General features: G+C 55.6%; 11 protein-coding genes. 3 read left to right on the top strand and 8 right to left on the bottom strand.

What is annotated here, in order from left to right; genetic code table 11:
• Positions 1 to 3 precede the first annotated feature (3 nt).
• Genes AAHF05_RS04305 through AAHF05_RS04290 form a run of 4 tightly spaced genes read right to left on the bottom strand, consistent with a single transcriptional unit; the run spans position 4 to position 4,004 of the window.
• The gene (locus AAHF05_RS04305; RefSeq protein WP_129323779.1) at positions 4 to 642 is read right to left on the bottom strand and encodes an NADH:ubiquinone reductase (Na(+)-transporting) subunit D; all 639 of its coding nucleotides are present in this window, start codon (positions 640 to 642) and stop codon (positions 4 to 6) included.
• Complete coding sequence (locus AAHF05_RS04300) at positions 635 to 1,429, bottom strand: Na(+)-translocating NADH-quinone reductase subunit C (RefSeq protein WP_028017723.1); 795 nt, start codon at positions 1,427 to 1,429, stop codon at positions 635 to 637. Before AAHF05_RS04300 ends, AAHF05_RS04305 begins: the two co-directional genes overlap by 8 nt.
• Positions 1,422 to 2,657, bottom strand: coding sequence for an NADH:ubiquinone reductase (Na(+)-transporting) subunit B (locus AAHF05_RS04295; RefSeq protein WP_129323778.1), 1,236 nt, complete (start codon positions 2,655 to 2,657; stop codon positions 1,422 to 1,424). Before AAHF05_RS04295 ends, AAHF05_RS04300 begins: the two co-directional genes overlap by 8 nt.
• A gap of 3 nt (positions 2,658 to 2,660) precedes the next feature.
• Complete coding sequence (locus AAHF05_RS04290) at positions 2,661 to 4,004, bottom strand: Na(+)-translocating NADH-quinone reductase subunit A (protein WP_129323777.1); 1,344 nt, start codon at positions 4,002 to 4,004, stop codon at positions 2,661 to 2,663.
• A gap of 298 nt (positions 4,005 to 4,302) precedes the next feature.
• Here AAHF05_RS04290 and dpaA point away from each other — a divergent pair, with 298 nt between their 5' ends.
• A complete protein-coding gene (dpaA, locus tag AAHF05_RS04285; RefSeq protein WP_028017726.1) occupies positions 4,303 to 5,043 on the top strand; it encodes a peptidoglycan meso-diaminopimelic acid protein amidase in 741 nt (246 codons plus the stop codon).
• Here dpaA and AAHF05_RS04280 read toward each other — a convergent pair.
• Together AAHF05_RS04280 and lpcA are read right to left on the bottom strand one after the other, a co-directional pair.
• Complete coding sequence (locus AAHF05_RS04280; protein ID WP_028017727.1) at positions 5,014 to 5,781, bottom strand: class II glutamine amidotransferase; 768 nt, start codon at positions 5,779 to 5,781, stop codon at positions 5,014 to 5,016. The genes dpaA and AAHF05_RS04280 overlap by 30 nt on opposite strands.
• Before the next feature lie 46 nt (positions 5,782 to 5,827).
• Complete coding sequence (gene lpcA / locus AAHF05_RS04275; RefSeq protein ID WP_028017728.1) at positions 5,828 to 6,406, bottom strand: D-sedoheptulose 7-phosphate isomerase; 579 nt, start codon at positions 6,404 to 6,406, stop codon at positions 5,828 to 5,830.
• 239 nt (positions 6,407 to 6,645) lie between these two features.
• Between lpcA and fadE the strand changes: the two genes are divergently transcribed.
• The gene (gene fadE, locus AAHF05_RS04270) at positions 6,646 to 9,090 is read left to right on the top strand and encodes an acyl-CoA dehydrogenase FadE (protein WP_028017729.1); all 2,445 of its coding nucleotides are present in this window, start codon (positions 6,646 to 6,648) and stop codon (positions 9,088 to 9,090) included.
• 108 nt (positions 9,091 to 9,198) lie between these two features.
• Positions 9,199 to 9,969: an amidohydrolase gene (locus tag AAHF05_RS04265; RefSeq protein ID WP_129323776.1), complete on the top strand. Its 771-nt coding sequence runs from the start codon at positions 9,199 to 9,201 to the stop codon at positions 9,967 to 9,969.
• Positions 9,970 to 10,020: 51 nt separating this feature from the next.
• Here the strand turns inward: AAHF05_RS04265 and AAHF05_RS04260 are convergent, their stop codons facing one another.
• Together AAHF05_RS04260 and AAHF05_RS04255 are read right to left on the bottom strand one after the other, a co-directional pair.
• Complete coding sequence (locus tag AAHF05_RS04260) at positions 10,021 to 11,622, bottom strand: gamma-glutamyltransferase family protein (protein ID WP_129323885.1); 1,602 nt, start codon at positions 11,620 to 11,622, stop codon at positions 10,021 to 10,023.
• Between the two features lie 9 nt (positions 11,623 to 11,631).
• Entirely contained in the window at positions 11,632 to 12,507 is an 876-nt protein-coding gene (locus tag AAHF05_RS04255) for an ABC transporter permease (protein WP_108090744.1), read from the bottom strand.

Below are 12,507 nucleotides of genomic sequence, written 5' to 3'. Positions count from 1 at the left end.
CGGTTACTCCTTTTCCTGCTGTTCTGGTCTCAAAGTACGAATCAGCCAGATCAGCAAACCGATAATGAAAAATGCGCTGGGTGCCAGCAGGAACAGTCCATTCGGCAGATACCAGCCGCCGTTCTGCACCGTGTCCAGCACCGTGATGCCAAACAGCTTACCGCTGCCAATCAGCTCTCGCAGGAACCCCACGGTCAGCAGGATCACACCGTAGCCAAGGCCGTTGCCGATGCCGTCCATAAAGCTCGCCAGCGGCGGCATTTTCATGGCGTAGGCTTCCGCACGCCCCATCACGATACAGTTGGTGATAATCAGACCAACAAACACCGACAGCTGTTTGGAGGTTTCATAGGCGAAGGCGCGCAATAGCTGATCGACCACGATCACAAGCGAGGCGATGATCGCCATCTGCACAATGATCCTCACGCTGTTGGGAATGTGGTGACGGATCATGGAGATAAACATGCTGGAAAACGCGGTAACCAGCGTGACTGCCAACGTCATCACTACCGCTGTTTCCAGCTTGGTCGTCACCGCCAGAGCTGAACAGACACCCAGTACCTGCAGCGTGATCGGGTTATTGGCGATCAACGGGCCAATGAGCACCTTTTTGACTTCTTTCAGTTCACCGGTATCAGCCATTGTTCAGCGCTCCTTCACGTACGTTTTTCAGGAAAGGACCAAAGCCCAGCTCGCCCATCCAGAAATCAAAACTGTGCTGCACACCTTTTGAGGTGAGCGTGGCACCGGAGAGCCCGTCGACGGCGTAGTCGTCACCGGGACGAGCAGCCCCTTTCATTACCTTCAGCGCAGGCAGACCGTTATCGTCGAGCACTTTCTTGCCGACAAACTGTGCCCGCCAGTTAGGGTTCTCCACTTCACCGCCGAGCCCCGGCGTTTCGCCCTGGTCATAGTACGTAATGCCTTTCACAGTGCGACCATCCGTATCAAGCGCCACAAAGGCGTACATCATCGACCACAGACCGTTGCCGTAGATAGGCACTACCACTTCCTGCACCCGTTTTTGTTCATCGCGCACGAGATAGATTTCGGCAAGATTACTGCGACGCTTGATGCCAGCCGGATCCTGTGAGGCGTCCAGCGTCAGGCTCATCTGCGGGTCTTTTAATGCCAGCGACTGGTTGTATTTCGCCGGATCTTTATCCAGCAGTTGCCCGGTTTTTAAATCCACCAGACGCGCGGTAATGCGCTCAGCAAAGACTGCAGAGACATCGTCGGCATTCATACCTTCCTGCATCAGCCCGGCAACAGCCAGGATATTGCGCTGTTTATCCAGCGCGCGCTGCTCCTGCTGTCGCGGCTTTAACCCCACGGCAGAACCGGCCACCACAATGGAACAGACAAGGCAGAGCACCAGCACCACCAGCAGCGTTTTGCTGATGCTGTCGTTATTTTTAACTTCAGCCACGCGCCTTCCTCCGCTGAATATTGGCACGCACCACCAGATAATCGAAAAGTGGCGCAAACAGGTTGGCAAACAGAATGGCCAACATCATCCCTTCCGGATACGCCGGGTTGACCACACGAATCAGGACACACATCGCACCAATGAGCACGCCATAGCTCCATTTACCTTTATCAGTAAACGAGGCAGAGACGGGATCGGTCGCCATAAACATCATGCCGAATGCGAAGCCCCCCAACACCAGATGCCAGTACCACGGCATGGAGAACATCGGATTGGTAGTCGAACCGATCACATTGAACATCGTGGCGGTCAGCACCATGCCGATCATCACACCGGCAACAATCCGCCAGGAGGCCACGCGACCGAAAAGAATGATCGCACCACCCAGCAAAATCATCAGCGTAGAGACTTCCCCAATGGAGCCCGGTATGTTGCCAATAAAGGCATCAAACCAGGTAACAGGCTGGCCTGTCGCGTTGTTAACCAGCGTTTCGCCCCCGTGTGCCGCCCACTGAGAAAGAGGTGTCGCACCGGAGAAACCATCCGCCGCTGTCCATACCAGATCGCCTGATATTTGTGCAGGATAGGCAAAGAACAGGAACGCACGTCCCGCCAGCGCTGGGTTGAGGAAGTTACGCCCGGTCCCGCCGAAGATCTCTTTCGCAATCACCACACCAAAGCTAATCCCCAGCGCAGCCTGCCAGAGCGGTAATGTTGGCGGAACAATCAGGGCAAAAAGAATGGAAGTAACGAAGAAGCCTTCGTTGATCTCATGTTTACGGATGATGGCAAACAGCACTTCCCAGAAGCCACCCACGATAAATACCGTGATGTAGATCGGCAGGAAGAACACCGCCCCCAGCGTCATCATGCTGACCCAGCCCGCATCTGACGCAAAGCTCACGCCCAATGACTGCGCCAGACGGTAGTGCCAGTCAGACTGGATCACCTGCGCCAGTTGCTGAGCATCGTACAGATGATGCAGTGCAGGAATGGTCTGCAGCCCCACGTTATACATGCCCCAGAACATGGCCGGGAAGACCGCAAACCACACCAGAATCATCATTCGCTTCAGATCGATGGCATCGCGAACGTGTGCCGCGCCTTTCGTCACCAGGCCTGGCGTGTAGAAAATGGTGGTCGTCGCTTCATACAGCGGGTAATACTTTTTGAGCTTCCCTTCGGTAAAGTGCGGCTCAATTTTTTCAAAGAGGTGTTTTAAGCCCATCGGTTATCCTTCCTGCTCAATGCGGGTTAACACCTCGCGCAATACGGGTCCGTATTCGTATTTTCCCGGACAAACATAGGTGCAAAGCGCCAGATCTTCTTCGTCCAGCTCCAGGCAACCCAATGCCTGCGCGCTGTCGGTATCGCCGGCGAGCAGATCGCGCAGCAGCATGGTCGGCAGAATATCCAGCGGCATGACGCGCTCGTAGTTGCCAATGGGTACCATCGCGCGCGCTCCGCCATGCGTGCTGGTCGAGAAGTTAAAGAGTTTATGGCGCAGGAAATGGCCCAGCGTGGTCCGGGTGACGGAGTATTTTTCCGCACCGGGCAGAACCCAGCCAAACAGCTCTTTCTCGCGCCCTTCCTGCACAATGCTGACCTGCAAATGGAAACGCCCCAGATAAGCGTGCGCATTCACGGCATGGCGTCCGCTGAGAACCGAGCCGGAGATCAGGCGGTTTTCGCCCTCTTTTATTTCACCCACCAGCAGTTCATTAATGTCAGCGCCCAGCAGCGTTTTCACCAGACGCGGGTTGGCCGCTTGCGGCCCGCCGATGGCGATTACCCGTTCAGCCCTGAGTTCACCCGTGGTAAACAGCGTACCGATGGCAATAACATCCTGATAATTCAGGTGCCAGACCTGTTTCGTCAGGCTCACGGGTTCAAGAAAGTGAATATGCGTCCCGACCAGACCTGCGGGATGAGGGCCTGCAAACTCATTAAATGTCACCTGCCCCTGCGGGTGCCCACCGAGCTTACCGCCACCAGCCTGACAGACATGGACCTTTCCTGAGGTCAGGCGGGTTAAAATAGTCAGCCCGGCATCAAAGGCTTTTCGCTGAGACAGAATAACCGGTTGCGGGTCTGCGCTGAGCGGGTTGGTGTCGATTGCCGTAACAAAAATAGCGGCCGGTTCCGTACCCGGAACAGGTGATTTGCTAAAAGGACGCGTGCGAAGCGCGGTCCATAAACCAGACGCCAGAAGCTGAGCCTGAACCGCGTCACGGCTCAGCGATGCGAGGTCTGCGGCGTCATAATGCGCAAATTCACACTGCTCATCGCCTTCAATACGGATAACCACCGACTGCAGAACGCGGCGTTCGCCGCGGTTGATCGCGACAACAGTGCCGCTTGCGGGTGCCGTGAACATGACGCCGGGATTTTTTTTGTCCTCAAAGAGCGCCTGCCCTTTAATCACGCGATCGCCCTCCTGCACCAGCATAGAAGGACGCATTCCCAGATAATCATCACCTAAAATGGCAACATGACGGACACTTGCGCCTGACGAGACGAGCTGCTCAGGCACGCCTGCAATCGGCAAATTAAGTCCTTTTTTTATTTTAAACATGTGGTTAGCAGGTTTCCATAAACAACAATCCAGTGGACGCGGAGTGTACCATTTTCACCTTCTGACGGGCAGGTAATCCGCCGTCGGGGGCGCCAAATTGCGAGCTATTGCGCAAAGTTCCTGGCGCAAACGCGATTGTGATGGTTTATAAAGTAAAACTAATTTGTAAACTCACCGCCCGGCTCTTGCGAAAATCTCTGGCGGTGCTAATGTGAGCGCTCCTAACAGAATAATCTGATTTCGGGTCTCTTTTGCCGTCCTGGCAAGTTGGTCATGGTTTTATCAAGGAACTAGTAGTATGCGTAAAATCGCATTGTTCATTGCGATGCTTCTGATTCCGTGCATGTCGTTTGCCGGGCTGCTCAGCAGTAATAGCTCAACGACGCCGATCAGCAAAGAATATAAACAGCAGTTAATGGGATCGCCGGTTTATATTCAGATCTTCAAGGAAGAGCGCACTCTCGATCTGTTTGTAAAAATGGGCGAGACTTATCAGCTGCTTGATAGCTACAAAATTTGTAACTACTCCGGCGGGCTGGGGCCAAAACAGCGTCAGGGCGATTTCAAAAGTCCGGAAGGGTTTTACAGCGTTCAGCGTAACCAGCTCAAACCTGACAGCCGCTTCTATAAAGCCATTAACATCGGCTTCCCGAATGCCTATGACCGTGCTCACGGTTATGAAGGTAAATACCTGATGATCCACGGTGCCTGCGTGTCTATCGGCTGTTATGCGATGACCGATTCCGGCATTGATGAGATTTTCCAGTTCGTGACGGGCGCGCTGGTCTTTGGGCAACCTAACGTTCAGGTCAGCATCTATCCGTTCCGCATGACCGATGCCAACATGGCACGCCACAAGTACTCTTACTACGCGGATTTCTGGAAACAGCTGAAACCTGGTTACGACTACTTTGAGCAGACCCACAAGCCACCAGTGGTCTCTATCGTAGATGGCCGTTACGTGGTCAGCAAACCGCTGAGCCACGAAGTCGTCCATCCACAACTGGCGTCAAATTACACGGTCCCCGAGACAAAATAGCACCCACTCGCCTGGCATAATCTTTTGCCAGGTTTCGTTGCCCGTCAGCGGTTGCGTTGCAATGACAGTGACCACATCGTTCGGTGTGGTCTCCTTCTGAAAATCAATCTCCACATCCTGATCGAGCAAGGTCGCAACGCCAAACGGTGCACGACGGGTGATCCAGAACAGATTTGTCGAGCAGAACGCCATCACATAGCGCCCGTCAGAGAGCAGCATGTTAAACACGCCTTTTTCGCGTAGCTCCGACGCCAGCGTCGCGATGTATTTAAACACGGCGGCCATGTTACCAGGCGTGCGGGGATAGCGCTCCGTCAGCTTGTGCAGTAACCAGCAGAAGGCTTTTTCACTGTCGGTTTCGCCAACCGGGCGGAAATTGCCCGTCTCCAGTGATTTATAACCCGTGAGTTGCCCATTGTGTGCATAGGTCCAGTTACGGCCCCACAGTTCACGGGTAAACGGATGGGTATTTTCCAGCGCCACTTCGCCACGGTTTGCCTGGCGGATGTGGGCAATCACCGAACAGGATTTAATGGGATAGTCCTGCACCAGTTTAGCGATCGGTGAGTTAAAGCTGGGTTGTGGATCTTTGAACGTGCGACACCCTTTGCCTTCGTAGAAAGTGATGCCCCAGCCGTCTTTATGCGGCCCGGTTCCTCCACCACGCTGAACCAGCCCGGTGAAACTAAAGCAGATATCGGTTGGCACATTGGCGCTCATCCCGAGCAATTCGCACATACATCACCTCCACAACAGCGGGGGCAATTCAGCCCCCAGCGAAGTCTTACTTAACCATCTCTTTTTCGATCAGCTGGATCAGGATATGGATCACTTTGATGTGAATTTCCTGAATGCGGTCAGCATAACCGAAGTGCGGAACGCGAATTTCAATATCCGCCGTACCCGCCATTTTACCGCCATCTTTACCGGTCAGGGTGATGACTTTCATCCCTTTTTCGCGCGCGGCAGCAATCGCTTTGATCACGTTACCGGAGTTACCAGAGGTAGAGATACCCAGCAGCACGTCGCCTTCACGTCCGACCGCTTCAACATAGCGGGAGAAGACGTAGTCGTAACCAAAATCGTTGCTCACGCAGGAGATATGGCTCACATCAGAGATCGCAATCGCCGGGTAACCCGGACGGTTTTCGCGATAACGCCCGGTCAACTCTTCTGCGAAGTGCATAGCGTCGCAGTGGGAACCGCCGTTACCGCAAGAGAGCACTTTGCCCCCGGCTTTGAAACTGTCGGCCAGCAGGACCGCCGCGCGCTGAATAGCGTGAATATTGGCATCATCTTTCAGAAAGTTAGCCAGCGTTTCCGCCGCTTCGTTCAGTTCGTTACGAATAAGATCCTGGTACATGAGGATAATCCTTCAGTATTGATGAAATAACACAGTGGAGTGTACCGGATAGCGGGAAAAGCGAGAAGCTAAAGCCATACGAATCGCCCGGCGTTTTGATTTTTTGTGCCGGCTAAAACACGAACAATGTGAACCAGGTTGTAATTATTTTGTAAACACATTGCTAAAAAAATTCACATCAACTACAACCATATCATCACAAGTGGTCAGACCTCCTACAAGCAAGGGAGCTTTTCTTTATGATGATTTTGAGCATTCTCGCAACCGTTGTTCTGCTCGGTGTGTTGTTCTATCACCGTGTAAGTTTATTCCTGAGCAGCCTGATTCTTCTGGCCTGGACGGCTGCGCTTGGCGTCGCAGGTCTCTGGAATATCTGGCTTTTAGTCCCACTCGCTATCATTCTTCTGCCGTTTAACTTTGCCCCGATGCGTAAATCCATGATTTCTGCCCCGGTGTTCAAAGGTTTCCGCAAAGTGATGCCGCCAATGTCGCGTACTGAAAAAGAAGCGATTGATGCGGGTACCACCTGGTGGGAAGGCGACCTGTTCCAGGGTAACCCGGACTGGAAAAAGCTGCATAACTACCCACAGCCACGTCTGACTGCTGAAGAACAGGCCTTTATTGACGGCCCTGTGGAAGAAGCGTGCCGTATGGCAAATGATTTCGCCATCACCCATGAAATGGCCGATCTGCCGCCAGAACTGTGGGCGTACCTGAAAGAACATCGCTTCTTCGCGATGATCATCAAGAAAGAGTACGGTGGTCTGGAATTCTCCGCTTACGCTCAGGCCCGTGTCCTGCAAAAACTGGCTGGCGTCTCTGGGATCCTGGCCATCACTGTCGGCGTACCTAACTCCTTAGGCCCGGGCGAACTGCTGCAACATTACGGTACGGAAGAGCAGAAAGATCACTACCTGCCGCGCCTGGCACGCGGTCTGGAAATCCCTTGCTTCGCGCTGACCAGCCCGGAAGCGGGCTCCGATGCGGGTGCGATCCCGGATACCGGCGTGGTTTGCATGGGTGAATGGCAGGGTGAGCAGGTGCTCGGGATGCGCCTGACCTGGAACAAGCGCTACATCACGCTGGCACCTATCGCCACCGTGCTCGGTCTGGCGTTTAAACTCTCTGACCCGCAGAAACTGCTGGGTGGAGAAGAAGATCTGGGCATTACCTGTGCGCTGATCCCAACTTCTACCCCAGGCGTTGAAATTGGTCGTCGTCACTTCCCGCTGAACGTACCGTTCCAGAACGGTCCAACGCGTGGCCAGGATATCTTTGTACCGATTGATTACATCATCGGTGGCCCGAAAATGGCCGGTCAGGGCTGGCGTATGCTGGTGGAATGTCTGTCTGTAGGTCGCGGTATTACCCTGCCGTCAAACTCCACTGGTGGTCTGAAATCTGTGGCGATGGGGATTGGTGCGTACGCTCACATCCGCCGTCAGTTCAAAATCTCCATCGGCAAGATGGAAGGTATTGAAGAACCGCTGGCACGTATCGCGGGTAACGCCTATGTGATGGATGCTGCCGCCTCCCTGATTACCTACGGCATTATGCTGGGCGAGAAACCAGCTGTACTGTCCGCAATCGTGAAGTACCACTGTACTCACCGTGCGCAGCAGTCGATCATTGACGCGATGGATATCGCGGGCGGTAAAGGCATTATGCTCGGCGAAGGTAACTTCCTCGCCCGTGGTTATCAGGGCGCGCCTATCGCAATCACCGTTGAAGGGGCGAATATTCTGACCCGCAGCATGATGATCTTCGGTCAGGGCGCCATTCGCTGCCATCCATACGTGCTGGAAGAGATGGCCGCTGCGCAGAACAACGACGTAGATGCCTTCGATAAGCTGCTGTTCAAACATATTGGTCATGTGGGTAGCAATAAGATGCGCAGCTTCTGGCTCGGTCTGACGAATGGCCGTACCAGCGCTACGCCAACCGGTGATGCGACGAAACGTTACTATCAACAGCTGAACCGTCTGAGCGCCAACCTGGCTCTGCTGTCTGACGTTTCTATGGCAGTACTGGGCGGTAGCCTGAAGCGTCGCGAACGTATCTCTGCACGTCTGGGAGATGTGCTGAGTCAGGTGTTCCTGGCCTCTGCGGTCCTGAAACGCTACGACGATGAAGGTCGTCAGGAAGCGGATCTGCCGCTGGTCCACTGGGGCGTACAGGATGCGATGTATCAGGCTGAACAGGCCATTGACGATCTGCTGGCGAACTTCCCGAACCGTTTTGTGGCCGGAGCCCTGCGCGTGGTGATCTTCCCGACCGGTCGTCATCACCAGGCACCATCCGACAAGCTGGATCACAAAGTAGCGAAGATCCTGCAGGTTCCGAGCGCAACCCGTTCACGTATCGGTCGTGGTCAGTATCTGGCTCCAACCCCGCATAACCCGGTGGGTCTGCTGGAAGAGGCGCTGCTGGACGTGATGGCTGCCGATCCGATTCATCAGAAGATCTGCAAACAGCTGGGCAAAAACCTGCCGTTTACCCGTCTGGACGAACTGGCAAAACAGGCCCTGGCGGGCGGTATCATCGATAAGGATGAAGCTGCAATCCTGGTGAAAGCTGAAGAGAGCCGTCTGCGCAGTATCAACGTGGATGATTTCGAACCGGATGAGCTGGCGACGCAGCCGGTAAAGCTACCGGAGAAACACCGCAAATCTGAAGCAGCATAAGGCGTTTCGCTTGCACAAACCCCGCCATGCGCGGGGTTTTTTATTGCCACATTTTCTCGTTATGTCGTGCTACAGTGTCAAAAAGTGGTCGTTTGAGGAGTCTGAATTGTGCCTGGTCTGAAGATTTCGATTTTGCAGCAACCGTTAGTGTGGATGGATGGCCCCGCCAACCTGCGTCACTTTGATCGTCAACTGGAAGGTATTACCGGGCGTGATGTGATTGTCCTGCCGGAGATGTTCACCACCGGCTTCGCGATGGAAGCGGCTAAACAGTCGATGCCGCAGGAAGAGGTGGTCGCCTGGATGCATGCCAAAGCGCAGCAGACCAACGCGCTGATCGCGGGCAGCGCCGCTCTGCAAACCGAGCGCGGGCCGGTGAACCGCTTCCTGCTGGTTGAACCAGAAGGGAAAGTGCATTTTTACGACAAACGCCACCTGTTCCGTATGGCGGATGAACATCATCACTATGAAGCCGGAAACGAGCGCGTGGTGTTCAAATGGCGAGGCTGGCGAATTCTGCCGCTGGTCTGCTATGACCTGCGCTTCCCGGTGTGGTCACGCAACCGCAACGATTACGACGTAGCACTGTATGTCGCCAACTGGCCTGCGCCACGCTCCCTCCACTGGCAGTCGCTGCTGGTGGCGCGCGCGATTGAGAACCAGGCATACGTGGTGGGCTGTAACCGCGTGGGGACTGACGGCAACGGGCATCACTATCGCGGCGACAGCCGGGTGGTGAACCCGCAGGGCGAGATCATTGCCACCGCCGAGCCACATCAGGCGACGCGCATTGATGCCGAGCTGTCGCTGACGGCACTGAAGGAGTATCGGGAGAAGTTTCCGGCGTGGCAGGATGCGGATCCGTTTAGTATTGGGTGAAATTTTCCTCTCACCACCGCCCTCTCCCATTGGGAGAGGGCGGATAAAACATTAACTCACTAATGCCTGCCCATCTTTGCGGCTTTCCGTCGCGGCAACGTAATGCCCTTCCGGCAGACGGTAAATCACCTGCGCACCGCCAAAGTTGTAATCCTGAAGCGGATCTTCTACCACGATCTGATGCCCGCGTTCGCGTAGCGCCGCAATCGTGTTGCGATCGAACGTCGACTCAACGATCACCTCTCTCCCCTGCACCACGCGCCAGCGCGGCGCGTCGATAGCTGCCTGCGGGTTTTGTCCGTGCAGCATAATGCGCAGCGCCATCTGCATGTGCCCCTGCGCCTGCATTGGCCCGCCCATCACGCCGAATGACATCAGCGGCTTGCCGTTACCGTCCATCGCAAAGCCAGGAATGATAGTGTGGAACGGACGCTTGCCGCCCGCCAGCGCGTTCGGGTGATTCGGATCCAGCGAAAAACCACAGCCGCGATTTTGCAGGCTGATCCCCGTGTCCGGCACCACAATCCCGGAGCCAAAGCCCATATAGTTAGACTGAATAAACGAAACCATCATGCCGTTGGCATCCGCTGTGCTGATGTAGACCGTCCCGCTTTGCGTCGGCGAACCATAGACGAAATCAGAGGCGTTATTCTGATCGATAAGCGCTGCACGCGATTTGAGATAGCTATCGCTCAGCAGCGCTTTGGCAGCGAACTCCATGTGCTCTTCATCCGCCACGTAGCGATCAAGATCGGCCAGCGCCAGTTTCATTGCTTCAATAGACAAGTGCAGCGCCTGAACGGAATCCGGGTGGTGTTTTTCGATACCGCACTGCTCCAGAATGCCGAGCGCAATCAGCGTGGCGATCCCCTGCCCGTTTGGCGGCAACTCCTGCACCGAACCGCCCGCAAAATCACGTGACAACAGTTCAACCCAGTCTACACGATGGTTTGCCAGATCGTCGGCGGTAAGATGTGCGCCATGTTCTTTGGCAAAGGCGGCAATTTTCTGCGCCAGCTCGCCGCGATAAAACGCTTCGCCGTTGGTTTTGGCAATCAGCTCCAGCGAGTTTGCCTGCGCCGGGTTACGGAATATTTCGCCAATGCGCGGGGCGCGTCCCTCAGGGGCAAAACACGCACTAAAGCCCGGCTGGTCTTTCAGCTTGTTGTAGCCCCGTTGCCACAGATGACCAATCAGCGGAGAGACCGGAAAACCGTTGCGCGCGTAATCAATCGCAGGCTGTGCCAGGGTGGTCAGCGGCAGCGTGCCAAAGCGTTCCGCCAGTGCGACCCAGCCGGATACTGCACCCGGTACCGTCACCGCATCCCAGCCAATTTCCGGCACCGCGGTTTTGCCAGCAAACAGATCGGCATGCCAGCTGGCAGGTGAGCGGCCCGATGCATTAAGACCGTGGAGCTTTTCCCCATCCCAGACAATGGCAAAGGCATCGCTACCAATACCATTCCCTGTGGGCTCGACCACCGTCAGCGCCATCGCCGTAGCAACGGCCGCGTCGACGGCATTACCGCCCAGTTGTAACATGCGCATCCCCGCCTGTGCCGCCAGCGGCTGCGAGGTAGCAACGGCATTATGCCCCATCATCGGTGGGCGTCGTGAATCATAACCGGATGTGAAATCAAGCGCTTTGGTCATCATGACTCCTTAGTCGTGGCGCGGATCGAGCGCATCGCGCAGCCCGTCGCCGAGTAAATTAAAGCCCTGCACGGCAAGGAAAATCGCCACGCCGGGGAAAACGGACATCCACGGAGCCTGCTCCAGGAAACCTTTCGCGGTATTGAGCATCGAGCCCCAGGACGGATTTGGCGGCTGCTGTCCCAGCCCCAAAAACGACAGGCTGGCTTCGGCGATAATCGCCGAGGCAATCGCCAGCGTGGCCTGCACCAGGATCGGTGACATTACATTCGGCAGGATGTATTTGATGATGATCCAGCGGTCCGGCAGGCCAATCGCCCGCGCACCGTCGATGTACTCTTCGTTGCGGATGGCGATCACCTGCCCGCGCGTCAGGCGGGCGAAGATCGGCATCGCCGAAAGACCGATGGCGATCATGGCGTTGGTCAGGCTCGGGCCCAAAAACGCCCCCAGCGCGATCGCCATGATCAGGAACGGACAGGCCAGTAGCGCCTCGATAACGCGCGAGATCACCCCATCCCACATCTTCTGGAAGTAACCCGCAACCAGCCCCAGCGGAACGCCGATGACAACAGCAATCACCACCGACATACAGCCTGCCATCAGCGAGGTGCGTGCTCCCCAGATAATGCGGGATAAAATGTCGCGCCCCAGCTCGTCGGTGCCGAACCAGTACATCGCCGACGGCGCTTTGCGCACCGCCAGGAAGTTGGCTTTGACCGGGTCGAACGGCGCAATCCACGGCGCCAGCAGCGCGAGCAATACAAAGAAGCCCACAATCACCGCACCAATCACCGCACTTTTGTTCGCGAGGAATTTCTTCAGCACCCGGTTCTGCGCGCGCGGCAGTGCAGGCACAACGGTTTGAGTCGACAGTTCCGCCAT

The organism is Enterobacter adelaidei (genome assembly GCF_041937165.1).
Lineage (GTDB): Bacteria > Pseudomonadota > Gammaproteobacteria > Enterobacterales > Enterobacteriaceae > Enterobacter > Enterobacter adelaidei.
The sequence above is the reverse complement of the archived record's forward strand: the minus strand, read 5'-3'. Positions and strand labels throughout refer to the sequence as shown.